Source organism: Actinomadura macrotermitis (assembly GCF_009604375.1).
In the GTDB taxonomy this organism is placed as follows: Bacteria; Actinomycetota; Actinomycetes; order Streptosporangiales; family Streptosporangiaceae; genus Spirillospora; species Spirillospora macrotermitis.
In genome coordinates, this window is record NZ_WEGH01000005.1 from 788,324 (window position 1) to 802,454 (window position 14,131).

A 14,131-nucleotide genomic window follows, 5' to 3' on the forward strand; every position below is an offset into this window, starting at 1 on the left:
ACGGACATGTCCCGCCCCGTGCCATGCCTTCGGCCAAGGAGAGCGCTTTCGCGGACGGCGCCCGGGCGCCGTCCGCGAAGGCGGCGTCCTAGTACGACTTGGGCAGGCCCAGGGAGTGCTGCGCGACGAAGTTGAGGATCATCTCGCGGCTGACCGGCGCGATGCGCATGAGGCGGACCACCCCGGCCAGCATGCCGACGCCGTACTCGCTGGTCAGGCCGTTGCCGCCGTGGGTCTGGATGGCCTGGTCGACGCAGTGGATCGCGGCCTCGGCGGTGGCGTACTTGGCCATGTTGGCGGCCTCGCCGGCGCCCATGTCGTCGCCCTGGTCGTAGAGCCAGGCGGCCTTCTGCCCCATCAGCCGGGCGAGCTCCAGCTCGATCTTGCCCTGGGCGAGGGGGTGCGCGAGGCCCTGGTGCGCGCCGATGGGGGTCTTGAAGACCTGCCGGTCCTTGGCGTAGGCGATGGCCTTGCCCAGGGCGAGGCGGCCGATGCCGGCGCCCATCGCCGACGCCATGATCCGCTCGGGGTTGAGGCCGGCGAACAGCTGCAGCAGCCCGCCGTCCTCGTCGCCGATCAGGGCGTCGTAGGGCAGCCGGACGTCGTCGAGGTGGCAGATGAACTGCCGCTCGGGCGAGACGATCTCCATCTCGATCGGCGTCCAGGAGAACCCGGGGGTGTCGGTGGGGACGATGAACAGCGAGGGGCGCAGGTTGCCCTTCTGGTCCTCGCTGCGGCTGACGAACAGCACCGCGTCGGACTCGTCGACGCCGGAGATGAAGGTCTTCTGACCGTTCAGCACCCAGCCGTCGCCGTCGCGGCGGGCGGTGGTGGTGATGCGGTGGGAGTTGGACCCGGCGTCGGGCTCGGTGATGGCGAAGGCCATCTTGACCGAGCCGTCGGCGAAGCGGGGCAGCCAGTGCTTCTTCTGCTCCTCGGTGCCCGAGCGGGCGATGATGGTGGCGCAGATGGCCGGGGAGACGACCATGAGCAGCAGCGGGCAGCCGGCGGCGGCGAGCTCCTCGCAGACCGCGGCCAGGTCGCCGATGCCGCCGCCCCCGCCGCCGTACTCCTCGGGCACGTTGACGCCGAGGTAGCCGAGACGGCCGGCCTCCTGCCACAGCTCGTCGGTCTTCTCGCCCGCCTTGGCCTTGCGGACGTAGTAGTCCGGGCCGTACTTGGCGCCCAGTTCGGCGACGGCGGCGCGCAGCGCCTGCCGCTCCTGCGACTCGATGAAGCTCACTGGGGGTTCCCTTCGGAGATCACGGCGAGGACCGCGCCGGCCTCGACCTGCTGTCCTGCGCTGACGTTCAGCTCGGCCACCGTGCCGGCGGCGGGGGCGGCGATGCGGTGCTCCATCTTCATGGCCTCCAGCACCACCAGGGTCTGGCCCTCGGCGACGGCGGCGCCGGGTTCGGCGAGCACCCGCACGACGGTGCCGGGCATCGGCGCGAGCAGCGAGCCGGGGGCGACCAGGTCGCTCGGGTCGGCGAAGCGCGGCACGGCGCGCAGCGCGACGGGGCCGAGCGGGGAGTCGACGTAGCGGTGCCCGGCGGCGGTGCGCACGGTGAAGCGGTGCCGCACGCCCGCGACGTCGAGGACGACCTCCTCGGGGGCGGCGGCGGCGAGGCGCACGCCGTCGTGGCCTTCGGCGGCCAGGCCGTCGCGGGTGAGGCGGTAGGCGACCTCGATCGTCCCGCCGGGGCCCTCGTAGGTCTTGCGCTGCGGCTGGGAGGGCACGTTGCGCCAGCCGGAGGGCAGCCCGCCGAGGACGGGCGCGGCGGCGCGGTTGGCGGCGGCGTCCGCGAGCGCCGCGGCGAGCGCCGACAGCCGTACCGTGTCCTCGTCCGCGAGCGGCGCGGCGAGCACGTCCAGGCCGATCCGGTCGAGGTAGCCGGTGTGGACATCTCCCGCCAGGAAGACCGGCTCGGCCATGATGCGGGCGAGCAGGTCCCGGTTGGTGGTGACACCGTGCAGGCGGGCGCCGGTGAGCGCGGCGCGCAGGCGCCGCGCGGCGGCCGCGCGGGTCGGCGCCCAGGCGATGAGCTTGGCGAGCATCGGGTCGTAGTGGACGCCGACCTCGCCGCCGCTCTCCACGCCGCTGTCCAGGCGCAGCCCCGACTCGCCGCCGAGCGCGAACTCGGTGTCCACGCCGGGGATCTCGAAGGTGTACAGGGTGCCGCTGCCGGGGAGCCAGCCCGCGGCGGGGTCCTCGGCGTACAGGCGGACCTCGATGGCGTGGCCGCGCGGCGCGGGCGGCGCGGCGGGCAGCGGGTGCCCTTCGGCGACCTCGATCTGGAGCCGGACCAGGTCGAGCCCGTAGACGCACTCGGTGACGGGGTGCTCGACCTGCAGGCGGGTGTTGACCTCCAGGAAGTAGAAGCGGCCGTCGCCGGCGAGCATGAACTCCACGGTCCCGGCGCCGGTGTAGCCGATCGCCTCGGCGGCGTTCACCGCGGCGGCGCACAGCTCGGCGCGCAGCGCGTCGTCCACCGCGGGCGACGGCGCCTCCTCGATGATCTTCTGGTGGCGGCGCTGGACCGAGCAGTCGCGCTCGCCGAGCGCCCACACGGTGCCGTGCGCGTCGGCGAGGATCTGCACCTCGATGTGGCGGGCGTCCTCCAGCAGCGGCTCGCAGAACACCGCGGGGTCGCCGAACGCCGACTCGGCCTCGCGGCGGGCCGCGGCGACCTCCTCGGGCAGGTCGGCGAGGGCCCGCACGACGCGCATGCCGCGCCCGCCGCCGCCCGCCGACGCCTTCACCAGGATCGGCAGGTCGGCCTCGGTGACCGAGCCGGGGTCCAGTTCGGGCAGCACGGGCACGCCGGCCGCGGCCATCAGCTTCTTGGCCTCGATCTTGGAGCCCATCGCGGTGATCGCGGCGGGCGGCGGGCCGACCCAGGTGAGCCCGGCGTCCTGGACGGCGCGGGCGAACCCGTCGTTCTCCGACAGGAACCCGTAGCCGGGGTGGATCGCGTCGGCCCCGGCGGCGCGCGCCGCCGCGATGATCAGGTCGCCGCGCAGGTAGGTCGCGCCGGGCGCGTCACCGGGCAGCCGGACGGCCGCGTCCGCCTCCCGGGCGTGCGGCGCCCCCTCGTCGGCGTCCGAGTACACCGCGACGGTGCCGATGCCGAGGTCGCGGCAGGTGCGGAAGACGCGGCGGGCGATCTCGCCGCGGTTGGCCACCAGCAGTTTGTTGATCATCAGCTCACATCCGGAAGACGCCGAAGCCGTCCGCGCCCTGGACGGGGGCGTTGTGGACGACCGACAGGCAGAGGCCGAGAACGGTTCGGGTGTCGCGCGGGTCGATGACGCCGTCGTCGTAGAGGCGCCCGGACAGGAAGTACGGCAGCGACTCGGCCTCGATCTGGGTCTCGACCATCTCGCGCATGGCGGCGTCCTGCGCCTCGTCGTAGACCTGGCCGCGGGCCTCGGTGGCCTGCCGGGCCACGATCGACAGCACCCCGGCGAGCTGCTGCGGCCCCATCACGGCGGACTTGGCGCTCGGCCAGGTGAACAGGAAGCGCGGGTCGTAGGCGCGGCCGCACATGCCGTAGTTGCCGGCGCCGTAGGACGCGCCCATGACGACGGTGAGGTGCGGCACCCGGCTGTTGGACACCGCGTTGATCATCAGGGCGCCGTGCTTGATGATGCCGGACTGCTCGTACTCCTTGCCGACCATGTAGCCGGTGGTGTTGTGCAGGAACAGCAGCGGGGTGTCCGCCTGGTTGGCGAGCTGGATGAACTGGGCCGCCTTCTGCGCCTCGGCGCCGAACAGCACGCCCTGCGCGTTGGCGAGGATGCCGATCGGGTAGCCGTGCAGCCGGGCCCAGCCGGTGACGAGGCTGGTGCCGTACAGCGGCTTGAACTCGTCGAACCGGGAGCCGTCCACGATCCGGCCGATGACCTCGCGCGGGTCGAACGGGGTCTTCAGGTCCTCGGGGACGATGCCGGCCAGTTCCTCGGGGTCCAGCACCGGCTCCTCGACCGGGCCGGGCGCGGGGCCGGGCTTGCGGTGGTTCAGCCGCTTGACGATCTGGCGGCCGAGGCGCATCGCGTCGGCCTCGTCCACCGCCATGTAGTCGGCGAGGCCGGAGGTGCGGGCGTGCATCTCGGCGCCGCCGAGCTCCTCGTCGTCGGCCTCCTCCCCCGTCGCCATCTTCACCAGCGGCGGCCCGCCGAGGAACACCTTGGCGCGCTCCTTGACCATGACGACGTGGTCGCACATGCCGGGGATGTAGGCGCCGCCGGCGGTGGAGTTGCCGAACACCAGCGCGATCGTGGGGATGCCGGCCGCCGACAGCCGGGTGAGGTCGCGGAACATCCGCCCGCCCGGGATGAAGATCTCCTTCTGGGTGGGCAGGTCGGCGCCGCCGGACTCGACCAGGTTGATCACCGGCAGCCGGTTCTCCAGCGCGATGTCGGAGGCGCGGAAGCTCTTCTTGACCGTCCAGGGGTTGCTGGAGCCGCCGCGCACCGTCGGGTCGTTGGCGACGATCATGCACTCGACGCCCTCGACGACGCCGATGCCGGTGATCACGCTGGCGCCGACGGGGAAGTCGCTGCCCCAGGCGGCCAGCGGGCTGAGCTCCAGGAACGGCGAGTCGGGGTCCAGCAGCAGCTCGATGCGCTCGCGGGCGAGCAGCTTGCCGCGCTTGTGGTGCCGGGTGACGTACTTCTCGCCGCCGCCCGCGAGGGCCTTGGCGTGCTCGGCGTCCAACCCGGCGAGCTTGGCGAGCATCGCCGCGCGGCGCTCGCGGTACTCGGGGCCGTTCGGGTCGATGGTGGTCTTGAGAGTCAAAGGACTGCCTCCGGGATGTCGACGAGGCGGGACCGCAGCCATTCCCCGAGGGCCTTGCCCTGCGGGTCGAACCGGGTCGAGGCCGAGACGCCCTCCTGCAGGAGCCCCTCGACGACGAAGTTGACGGCGCGCAGGTTCGGCAGGACGTGCCGGGTCACGGTGTGCTCGCGGGTCTCGGGGAGCAGTTCCGCGAGGCGCTCGGTGGTGAGGTGGGCGTTCAGCCAGGCCCACTGGGCGTCGGTGCGGGCCCAGACGCCGATGTTGGCGTCGCCGCCCTTGTCGCCGCTGCGGGCGCCGGCGATCCGCCCGAGCGGGACGCGGACGGTGGGACCGGCGGGGGCGGGGTTATCCACAGATGGCTGGGGTACTACCGCGCTCTGACCTGCGGGTTCGACAATGGAAGTGGGGTCGCCCCCCTGGGCGGGCGGGGGTTGGCTGAAGTCGCTCTGCACCACTTCCGCCGCCGGGATGATCACCCGCTCTCCATCCGGCAGCACCGCCACATGCTCGATCTCCTCGTTCGCCACAAAAGCCGGCGTGTACACGCCGTACGGCGCGCCCTTCCCCGGCGGCGAGGTCATCGTGAACCCCGGATACCCGGCGAGCGCCAGCTCCACGACCGCGCCGCTGAAGTCACGCCCGACCTTGACCGGATCGGGGTCCAGAACGGCGCAGCGCAGCAAAGCGGTCGCCGCGCCCTGGGTAGCCGGGTCCTTCTCCGCCGTACCGACCAGCGTCCACTCCACCCGCTCGGGCCGCCGGTCGCCGAACGCGGCCTCCAGCTGCGCCTTGGCCAGCTCGGCCTTGGCCTCGATGTCCAGCCCGGTGAGCACGAAGGTCATCTCGTTGCGGTTGCCGCCGAGGTGGTTCAGGCACACCTTGGTGGCAGGCGGCGGCGGGGTGCCGCGCACGCCGCTGATCTCGACGCGGTCGGGGCCGTCCTGGCGGAGCCGGACGGTGTCGAACCGGGTGGTGACGTCGGGCCCGGCGTAGGCGGGGCCGCCGATCTCGTAGAGCAGCTGGGCGGTGACGGTCTCGGTGGTGACGTTGCCGCCGGTGCCGTCGTGCTTGGTGATGACGCTGGAGCCGTCGGCGCGGATCTCGGCGAGCGGAAAGCCCAGCGGCTTTACGTTGTAGATTTCTTGGAAGAAGGCGTAGTTGCCGCCGGTCGCCTGCGCGCCGCACTCCAGCACGTGCCCGGCGGCCGTCGCGCCGGCGAGGGCGTCCCAGTCGTCGCGGGCCCAGCCGAAGTGCGCGGCGGCGGGGCCGACGACCAGGGAGGCGTCGGTGACCCGGCCGGTGACCACGATGTCGGCGCCGGCCTTCAGGCACGCGGCGATGCCCCAGGCCCCCAGGTAGGCGTTGGCGGTGAGCGGCTGCCCGTGGCGCTCGTGGGCGAGGCCGAGCTCCTTGGCGCGCGGCAGCAGGTCGTCGCCCTCCACGTGGGCGATCGCGACCTGGACGCCGAGACGCTCGGCGAGTTCGCGCAGCCGGCCCGCCAGCCCGCGCGGGTTGAGACCGCCCGCGTTGGTGACGATCTTGGTGCCGCGCTCGGCGGCCAGCCCGAGGGACTCCTCCATCTGCCGCAGGAAGGTGGCGGCGTAACCGCCGCCGGGGTCCTTCAGCCTGCTCCGGCCCAGGATCAGCATGGTCAGCTCGGCGAGGTAGTCGCCGGTGAGGACGTCCAGGGGACCGTCCCGCAGCATCTCCCGGACCGCGGAGAACCGGTCGCCGTAGAAGCCCGAGGCGTTACCGATCCGCAACGGTTGGCTCATGGCCCGCAGCCTGCCAGCCCGGCATGAAAAAATCAATCGCGCTTGATTGTTTCCACTTCGGGGCGTATTTGGTTGACTGGAGCATTCCACCGACCCCGAGGACACGATGACCACGCAGGCAGTCCCCCGCGAACCGCAGCAGGACCGCAGCCGCGCCACCCGGCAGCGGCTGCTGGAGGCCGCCGTGGACTGCCTGGCGTCGATGGGCTGGGCGGGCACGACCGTCGCGGTGGTGGCCGAGCGCGCCGGGGTGTCGCGCGGCGCGGCCCAGCACCACTTCCGCACCCGCGAGGAGCTGGTCACCGCCGCCGTCGAGTACGGCAGCGAGGTGCGGATGACCCGGATGCGCGAGCACCTGGACGCCCTGGCGGGCCGCCGGCCGAGCGCGCTGGAGGTCGTCACGCTGCTCGGCGAGATGTACACCAGCCCGCTGTTCCGGGCCGCGCTGCAGCTGTGGGTCGCGGCGAGCTCGGACGACCAGCTGCGCGCCCAGGTCCTGCCGCTGGAGGCCCGGGTCGGCCGGGAGGCGCACCGGCTCACCGTGGAGGCGCTCGGCGCGGACGAGACGGTCCCGGGCGTGCGCGAGACCGTCCAGGCCACCCTGGACCTGGTGCGCGGCCTCGGCCTGGCCGACCTGCTCACCGACGACTCGGCGCGCCGGGCCCGCCTGCTGCGCCAGTGGGCGGCGACGCTGGAGCTCGCCCTCGGCGCGGCGCCCGCCTCGACGGACGTCCCGCGCTGAGCCGCCCGGACGGGCCGCCACCGGACGCTGGGATACTCGGTGCCGTGACCTCCACATCCGCGGCCCGGCGGCCGGCCAAGCGCGGGCGGCCCGGCCACGACCTGGAATCGGTCCTGGCGGTCGCCGTCCGGCTGTTCAACGAGCGCGGCTACGAGGCCACCGGGATGGAGGCGCTCGCGCGCGCGCTCGGCATCACCAAGTCGGCGATCTACCACCATGTCGACAGCAAGGAGGACCTGCTGCGCATGGCCACCGACCGGGCCCTGGACGGCCTGTTCGAGGCGGCCGAGGAGGCGGCGGCGCTGGACGGGCGCGCGATCGACCGGCTGGAGTTCCTGGTGGAGCGCAGCGTGCACGTGCTCGCCGAGCGGCTGCCGTTCGTCACCCTGCTGCTGCGGGTGCGCGGCAACACCGACGTGGAGCGGCGGGCGCTGGAGCGGCGCCGCGCCTTCGACCACTTGGTCGCCGAGCTGATGGAGCGGGCCGCGGCCGAGGGCGACCTGCGGCCGGGCATCGACCCGGCGATCGGGGCGCGGCTGGTGTTCGGCATGGTCAACTCGCTGATCGAGTGGTACCGGCCGGACGGCGGCACGGACGTGGCCGCGCTTGCCGTACTGGTCCGCCGTACTGCCTTCGACGGCTTGCGCGCCTGACCCCGGCGGGTCTTCCCAGCTCCGGCCCGGCGGGTTAGCATTACTTACCGAACGTCCGGTCGGTAATTCGGTGAAGGGACAGGGCATGGCAGTGCTGCGCGGTTACGTCTCGGGGACCTGGCAGACCCCTCAGGACGAGGGCGCCCCGATCCACGACGCCGTCACCGGCCAGGAGGTCGCCAGGGTCTCCTCCGCCGGGATCGACTTCGGCGCCGCGCTGGCCTATGGCCGGCGGCAGGGAGCGGGTCTGCGCGAGCTGACCTTCCACCAGCGCGCGTCGCTGCTGAAGGCCCTCGCGTCCCACCTCAACGAGCACCGCGAGGAGCTGTACGCGCTGTCGGCGCACGCCGGCGCGACGCTCGCCGACGCCCGGATCGACGTCGACGGCGGTATCGGCACGCTGTTCGCCTTCTCCAGCAAGGGCCGCCGCGAGATGCCCAACGACACCGTCTACATCGACGGCGCGGTGGAGCCCCTCGGTAAGGGCGGCACGTTCGCCGGCCGCCACCTGATGACGCCGCTGCACGGCGTGGCGGTCCAGATCAACGCGTTCAACTTCCCCGTCTGGGGCCCGCTGGAGAAGCTGGCGCCCGCGTTCATCGCCGGCATGCCGACGCTCATCAAGCCCGCCTCCCAGACCGCCTACATCACCGCCCGCCTGGTCGAGCTGATCATCGACAGCGGCATCCTGCCCGAAGGATCGGTCCAGCTCGTCTGCGGCGAGCCCGGCGACCTGCTCGACCACCTCACCGAGCAGGACGTGCTGAGCTTCACCGGCTCGGCCGCCACCGCCCGCAAGCTGCGCACCCACCCCGTCATCGTCGAGCGCGCCGTCCGCTTCAACGCCGAGGCCGACTCGCTCAACTGCTCCATCCTGGGCCCCGACGGCGACATCGACCTGTACGCCAAGCAGCTCGTCACCGAGATGACCGCCAAGGCGGGGCAGAAGTGCACCGCCATCCGCCGCGCGTTCGTGCCCCGCGACCGCCTGGACGAGGTCACCGACGCCGTCCGCGAACGCCTGTCGCGCATCGTCATCGGCGCCCCCGGCGCCGAGGGAGTGCGGATGGGCCCGCTGGTCAGCCGCCAGCAGCGCGAAGAGGTCCGCCGCGCGGTCAAGGCGCTCGGCGGGACGCCCCTGTTCGGCGACCCCGACCGGGTCGAGGCCGTCGACGCCGACGCCGAACTCGGCGCGTTCATGTCGCCGCTGCTGCTGCTGGGCGACCCCGAGCGGGCCGAACCGCACGAGGTCGAGGCGTTCGGCCCCGTCAGCACCCTGCTGCCCTACGACTCGACCGAGCAGGTCATCGACTACGCCGCCCGCGGCCGCGGCAGCCTCGTCGGCTCCCTCGTCACCGAAGACACCGACTTCGCCCGCCAGATCGTCCTGGGCCTGGCCCCCTGGCACGGCCGCATCCTCGTGCTCGACCGCACCGACGCCAAGGAATCCACCGGCCACGGCTCACCTCTGCCGATGCTGGTGCACGGCGGCCCCGGCCGCGCCGGCGGCGGCGAGGAGCTCGGCGGCGTCCGCGCCGTCCTGCACCACATGCAGCGCACCGCCGTCCAGGCCTCGCCCGGCGTCCTCACCGCCATCACCGGCCACTGGACGCCCGGCGCGCAGCGGTCCGACGACGGCGTCCACCCCTTCCGCAAGAACCTCGCCCAGCTCAAGGCCGGCGACTCGGTCACCGCCGGGCCCCGTACCGTCACCCTGGACGACATCGAGCACTTCGCCGAGTTCACCGGCGACACCTTCTACGCCCACACCGACGAACAAGCCGCCCAGGCCAACCCGCTGTTCGGCGGCATCGTCGCCCACGGCTACCTGGTGGTGTCGTTCGCCGCCGGCCTGTTCGTCTCCCCCGAACCCGGCCCCGTCCTGGCCAACTACGGCCTGGAGAACCTGCGCTTCCTCACCCCGGTGAAGCCGGGCGACGAGCTGACCGTCACCCTGACGGCCAAGCAGATCACCCCGCGCGAAGGCGCCGACTACGGCGAGGTCCGCTGGGACACCGACGTCACCAACCAGGACGGCGCCTCCGTCGCCAAGTACGACGTCCTCACCCTGGTGGCCAAATGAGCACGTTCGACGAAGTGATCGCGGCGGACCAGCGGATCGAGCCGCGCGACGAGATGCCCGAGGCGTACCGCAAGACCATGGTCCGCCAGATCGCCCAGCACGCCCACTCGGAGATCATCGGCATGCAGCCGGAGGGCTACTGGATCACCCGGGCGCCGTCGCTGCGGCGCAAGGCGATCCTGCTGGCCAAGGTGCAGGACGAGGCGGGCCACGGCCTGTACCTGTACGCGGCGGCCGAGACGCTCGGGATGGACCGCGCCGACCTGACCGAGCGATTGATCGACGGCCGGCAGAAGTACTCCTCGATCTTCAACTACCCGACGCTGTCGTACGCCGACGTCGGCGTGATCGGCTGGCTGGTGGACGGCGCGGCGATCTGCAACCAGGTGCCGCTCTGCCGCAGCTCCTACGGCCCCTACGCGCGCGCGATGATCCGGGTCTGCAAGGAGGAGTCGTTCCACCAGCGGCAGGGCTACGAGCTGCTGATGACCATGATGGGCGGCACCGCGGCGCAGCGCGCGATGGTGCAGGACGCGGTGGACCGCTGGTGGTGGCCGTCGCTGATGATGTTCGGGCCGCCCGACGCCGACTCCCCCAACACCGCCCGCTCGATGGCCTGGAGGATCAAGCGGCACACCAACGACGAGCTGCGGCAGAAGTTCGTCGACATGACCGTCCCGCAGGCCGAGCGGCTCGGCGTCACGCTGCCCGACCCGGAGCTGCGCTGGAACGCCGAGCGCGGCCACCACGACTTCGGCACGCCCGACTGGGACGAGCTGAAGCGCGTCATCGGCGGCGACGGCCCCTGCAACGCCGAGCGGATCGCGAACCGCCGCCGCGCCCACGAGGAGGGCGCGTGGGTCCGCGAGGCCGCCGCCGCACACGCCCGCAAGAAGGAGGCGACGCCATGACCTGGCCCCTGTACGAGGTGTTCGTCCGCGGCAAGCGCGGCCTGAACCACGTGCACGTCGGCTCGCTGCACGCGCCCGACGACGAGTCCGCGCTGCACAACGCCCGCGACCTGTACACCCGGCGCAACGAGGGCGTCAGCATCTGGGTGGTGCGCTCGGCGCACATCACCGCGTCCAGCCCGGACGAGCAGGACGCCTTCTTCGCGCCGAGCGGCGACAAGGTGTACCGGCACCCGACGTTCTACGCCATTCCCGACGACGTTCCGCACATCTGATGGACCTCTACGACGACGACTTCACCGGCGACGGCCACTGGGCCTTCGGCACCGGCTTCCGCGACCCGCTGGACGGCGTCCCCATGACGCCGGCCTCCCCCGAGCTGGCGGAGCGCTGCCTGGCCCTCGGCGACGACGCGCTGGTCATGTCGCACCGGATCCAGGAGTGGTGCACCCGCGCGCCCGAGCTGGAGGACGAGGTCGCGCTCGCCAACATCGCGCTGGACCTGCTCGGCCAGGCGCGGCTGCTGCTCGCCCGCACCGGCCGCGACGAGGACGCGCTCGCCTTCCACCGCGAGGCGGCCGGGTTCCGCAACGTCCGGCTCGCCGAGGTGCGCAACGGCGACTTCGCGCACCTGGTCGTCCGGCTGCTGGTCTTCTCGACGTGGCGCCTGGCGGTGCTGGAGCGGCTGCGCGGCGACCCCGACCCGGTCCTCGCCGCGATCGCGGACAAGGGCGTCAAGGAGGTCGCCTACCACCGCGACTACGCCGCCCGCTGGACGATCATGCTGGGCGACGGCACCGAGCACTCCCGTGAGCGCATGGAGCGGGCCCTCGCCGACCTGTGGCCGCTGGTCGGCGAGCTGTTCACCCGCGACCCGGACCTGCGCGCGGGGTTCGACGCCGTCATCGGCGAGGTCCTCGCCCGCGCCACCCTGAAGGTGCCCGCCGGCACCGCGCCGCCCGGCCCGCGCGGCGACGACCTGGCCGAGCTGCTGGCCGAGATGCAGGGCGTCGCCCGGTCCCTCCCGGAGGCGACATGGTGACCGCGCGCGAGGTCGCCGAGACCGTCACCGACCCCGAGCTGCCGCAGCTCACCCTCGCCGACCTCGGCGTGCTGCGCGACGTCGCCGAGCGGGACGGCCGGGTCACCGTGACGATCACCCCGACCTACACCGGCTGCCCGGCGCTGGACACCATGCGCGACGACCTGGTGCGCCGGCTCACCGAGGCCGGGTTCGCCGGCGTCGACGTGCGGATCGCGCTCAGCCCCGCCTGGAGCAGCGACCAGATCACCGCGGCGGGGCGCCGCAAGCTGGCCGCGGCCGGGATCGCGCCGCCCGGCCGCGCGCCGCGCCCGCCCGCCGGGCCCGTCCCGCTCACCCTCGGCCCGACCCGGACGGCGGCCTGCCCGCGCTGCGGCTCCCCCGACACCGAGGAGCTGTCGGAGTTCGGCGCGACCGCGTGCCGGGCGCTGCGCCGCTGCCGGTCCTGCCGCGAGCCCTTCGACCACTTCAAGGAGATCTGACCGTGGCCGCCGTAACGCACACCCTGCGGGTGGACAAGGTGGAGCGGCTCTGCGAGGACGCCGTCGCGGTGACCTTCGCGGTGCCGCCCGAGCTCGCCGGCCGGTACGCCTTCCGGCCCGGCCAGTCGCTCACCCTGCGCCGGTTCGTGGACGGCCGCGAGGAGCGCCGGTCGTACTCGATCTGCGCGCCGGCCGGCGGGCCGCCGCGCGTCGGGGTCCGCGAGGTGCCCGGCGGGGTGTTCTCGTCCTGGCTGGTCCACGAGGTGCGGCCGGGCGACGAGATCGAGGTGCTGCCGCCCGCCGGGTCGTTCACCGCCGACCTCGCCCCGGGCGCGCACCACGTGCTGGTCGCCGCCGGGTCGGGCATCACCCCGATCCTGTCGATCGCCGCGTCCGCCCTCGCGGTGCCCGGTTCACGGGTGACCGTCCTGTACGGCAACCGCACCGCCGGGTCGGTGATGTTCGCCGACGAGCTCGCCGGCCTGAAGGACGCCCACCCCGAGCGGGTGCAGCTGGTGCACGTGCTGTCGCGCGAGCCGCGCGAGGCCGAGCTGTTCAGCGGGCGGCTCGACGCGGCGCGGCTGCGCCGGCTGCTGCCGCTGCTCGTCCCGGTCGCGGACGTGGACCACTGGTGGCTCTGCGGCCCCTACGGGATGGTCACCGGCGCGATGGAGGTGCTGGCCGGGCTGGGGGTGCCCCGCGACCGCGTGCACCGGGAGCTGTTCCACGTCGAGGACGTCCCGCCGGAGCGCGCGGCACCGCCGCCGCCCGCGCCGGACGGGCCGTCCACCCCGGTCACGGTGATCCTGGACGGCCGCACCACCCGGCTGGACCTGCCGCCGGGCGCGACCGTGCTGGACGGCGCCCAGCGGGTCCGCCCCGACATGCCGTTCGCCTGCAAGGGCGGCGTCTGCGGCACCTGCCGGGCCAAGGTCACCGAGGGCGAGGTCGTGATGCGCCGCAACTACGCCCTCGACCCGGCCGAGCTGGACGCGGGCTACGTCCTCACCTGCCAGTCCGAGCCGGCGGGCGGCCCGGTGACGGTCGACTTCGACGCCTGAGCCGGGCGGCTAGGGGCGGTCGCGCAGGATCATGTCGTCCGCCGACTCCTCGAAGATGATCATCGTGCGGGTGCTGCGCACGCCCGGGATGGTGTGCAGGTCGGCGAAGACGACCTCGCGCAGCGCGGCCTGGTCGGCGACCCGCACCAGCGCGATGACGTCGAAGTCGCCGCCGGTCAGCGAGAAGTGCCGGATCGCGGGGATGCGCAGCAGCCGGTCGCGCACCCCGCGCCAGGAGTTCTGCTCGATCGTCAGCGTCACGTACGCCGAGGTGCCGAGGCCGAGCCGGACCGGGTCCAGCCGCGCCGCGAAGCCGCGGACGACCTGGTCGCGCTGCAGCCGCTCCAGCCGGGAGTAGGCGTTGGCGCGCGAGATGTGCAGCCGCTCGGCCAGCGCGCGCACCGACAGCCGGCCGTCCCTCGACAGCTCGGCGACGATCCGCCGGTCGACCTCGTCCAGCACCGGGACCGGTTGCCCCGGGGACGGCTCGGGCATGTCCATCCGTCCAGCGAAGTCCGTCACAGCACTCCATTCGTCTCGGTCTGGTGGCCGACTCTGGACAGAGTGCCAGGTCACACCGC

At 73.3% G+C, this 14,131-nt stretch carries 13 protein-coding genes; 8 read left to right on the forward strand and 5 right to left on the reverse strand.

The annotated features are described in order from the left end of the window. Window positions 1-88: 88 nt before the first annotated feature. Genes ACRB68_RS36435 through ACRB68_RS36450 form a run of 4 tightly spaced genes read right to left on the reverse strand, consistent with a single transcriptional unit; the run spans window position 89 to window position 6,576 of the window. Window positions 89-1,243: an acyl-CoA dehydrogenase family protein gene (locus ACRB68_RS36435; protein WP_328595234.1), complete on the reverse strand. Its 1,155-nt coding sequence runs from the start codon at window positions 1,241-1,243 to the stop codon at window positions 89-91. Continuing rightward, a complete protein-coding gene (locus ACRB68_RS36440) occupies window positions 1,240-3,204 on the reverse strand; it encodes an acetyl/propionyl/methylcrotonyl-CoA carboxylase subunit alpha (RefSeq protein ID WP_153540632.1) in 1,965 nt (654 codons plus the stop codon). The genes ACRB68_RS36435 and ACRB68_RS36440 overlap by 4 nt, the downstream gene beginning before the upstream one ends. A gap of 4 nt (window positions 3,205-3,208) precedes the next feature. Continuing rightward, complete coding sequence (locus ACRB68_RS36445; RefSeq protein WP_235960866.1) at window positions 3,209-4,741, reverse strand: acyl-CoA carboxylase subunit beta; 1,533 nt, start codon at window positions 4,739-4,741, stop codon at window positions 3,209-3,211. A gap of 56 nt (window positions 4,742-4,797) precedes the next feature. Then, on the reverse strand, window positions 4,798-6,576 hold the full coding sequence (locus ACRB68_RS36450; RefSeq protein WP_153540636.1) for an acyclic terpene utilization AtuA family protein: 1,779 nt from the start codon (window positions 6,574-6,576) through the stop codon (window positions 4,798-4,800). A 106-nt stretch (window positions 6,577-6,682) separates the two neighbouring features. Between ACRB68_RS36450 and ACRB68_RS36455 the strand changes: the two genes are divergently transcribed. The 8 genes from ACRB68_RS36455 to paaE all read left to right on the forward strand — a co-directional run bounded on the left by ACRB68_RS36455 (window position 6,683) and on the right by paaE (window position 13,550). Next, the gene (locus ACRB68_RS36455) at window positions 6,683-7,318 is read left to right on the forward strand and encodes a TetR/AcrR family transcriptional regulator (RefSeq protein WP_153540637.1); all 636 of its coding nucleotides are present in this window, start codon (window positions 6,683-6,685) and stop codon (window positions 7,316-7,318) included. A gap of 44 nt (window positions 7,319-7,362) precedes the next feature. After that, window positions 7,363-7,971 carry a TetR/AcrR family transcriptional regulator gene (locus ACRB68_RS36460; protein ID WP_328595235.1) on the forward strand — a complete coding sequence of 203 codons (609 nt, stop codon included), beginning with the start codon at window positions 7,363-7,365 and terminating at the stop codon, window positions 7,969-7,971. 85 nt (window positions 7,972-8,056) lie between these two features. Further along, a complete protein-coding gene (gene paaZ / locus ACRB68_RS36465) occupies window positions 8,057-10,054 on the forward strand; it encodes a phenylacetic acid degradation bifunctional protein PaaZ (RefSeq protein WP_153540639.1) in 1,998 nt (665 codons plus the stop codon). Continuing rightward, window positions 10,051-10,965 (forward strand): 1,2-phenylacetyl-CoA epoxidase subunit PaaA, encoded by a 915-nt coding sequence (gene paaA / locus ACRB68_RS36470; protein ID WP_153540641.1) that lies wholly within the window; start codon window positions 10,051-10,053, stop codon window positions 10,963-10,965. Before paaZ ends, paaA begins: the two co-directional genes overlap by 4 nt. Next, a complete protein-coding gene (gene paaB / locus ACRB68_RS36475; protein WP_153540643.1) occupies window positions 10,962-11,240 on the forward strand; it encodes a 1,2-phenylacetyl-CoA epoxidase subunit PaaB in 279 nt (92 codons plus the stop codon). Before paaA ends, paaB begins: the two co-directional genes overlap by 4 nt. After that, on the forward strand, window positions 11,240-12,007 hold the full coding sequence (gene paaC, locus ACRB68_RS36480) for a 1,2-phenylacetyl-CoA epoxidase subunit PaaC (protein WP_153540645.1): 768 nt from the start codon (window positions 11,240-11,242) through the stop codon (window positions 12,005-12,007). Before paaB ends, paaC begins: the two co-directional genes overlap by 1 nt. Continuing rightward, complete coding sequence (paaD, locus tag ACRB68_RS36485) at window positions 12,001-12,489, forward strand: 1,2-phenylacetyl-CoA epoxidase subunit PaaD (RefSeq protein ID WP_153540648.1); 489 nt, start codon at window positions 12,001-12,003, stop codon at window positions 12,487-12,489. Before paaC ends, paaD begins: the two co-directional genes overlap by 7 nt. Before the next feature lie 2 nt (window positions 12,490-12,491). Beyond that, window positions 12,492-13,550: a 1,2-phenylacetyl-CoA epoxidase subunit PaaE gene (gene paaE, locus ACRB68_RS36490; RefSeq protein ID WP_407924330.1), complete on the forward strand. Its 1,059-nt coding sequence runs from the start codon at window positions 12,492-12,494 to the stop codon at window positions 13,548-13,550. A gap of 9 nt (window positions 13,551-13,559) precedes the next feature. Here the strand turns inward: paaE and ACRB68_RS36495 are convergent, their stop codons facing one another. Continuing rightward, window positions 13,560-14,045, reverse strand: coding sequence for an Lrp/AsnC family transcriptional regulator (locus tag ACRB68_RS36495; protein ID WP_153540989.1), 486 nt, complete (start codon window positions 14,043-14,045; stop codon window positions 13,560-13,562). Window positions 14,046-14,131: the final 86 nt, after the last annotated feature.

Bases quoted from the DNA above. Each gene is read 5' to 3' on its own strand.
- ACRB68_RS36440 (WP_153540632.1), bottom strand. From the start codon at position 3,204: ATGATCAACAAACTGCTGGTGGCCAACCGCGGCGAGATCGCCCGCCGC.
- ACRB68_RS36445 (WP_235960866.1), bottom strand. From the start codon at position 4,741: ATGCTCGCCAAGCTCGCCGGGTTGGACGCCGAGCACGCCAAGGCCCTC.
- ACRB68_RS36450 (WP_153540636.1), bottom strand. From the start codon at position 6,576: ATGAGCCAACCGTTGCGGATCGGTAACGCCTCGGGCTTCTACGGCGAC.
- ACRB68_RS36455 (WP_153540637.1), top strand. From the start codon at position 6,683: ATGACCACGCAGGCAGTCCCCCGCGAACCGCAGCAGGACCGCAGCCGC.
- paaZ (WP_153540639.1), top strand. From the start codon at position 8,057: ATGGCAGTGCTGCGCGGTTACGTCTCGGGGACCTGGCAGACCCCTCAG.
- paaA (WP_153540641.1), top strand. From the start codon at position 10,051: ATGAGCACGTTCGACGAAGTGATCGCGGCGGACCAGCGGATCGAGCCG.
- paaB (WP_153540643.1), top strand. From the start codon at position 10,962: ATGACCTGGCCCCTGTACGAGGTGTTCGTCCGCGGCAAGCGCGGCCTG.
- paaC (WP_153540645.1), top strand. From the start codon at position 11,240: ATGGACCTCTACGACGACGACTTCACCGGCGACGGCCACTGGGCCTTC.
- paaD (WP_153540648.1), top strand. From the start codon at position 12,001: ATGGTGACCGCGCGCGAGGTCGCCGAGACCGTCACCGACCCCGAGCTG.
- ACRB68_RS36495 (WP_153540989.1), bottom strand. From the start codon at position 14,045: ATGCCCGAGCCGTCCCCGGGGCAACCGGTCCCGGTGCTGGACGAGGTC.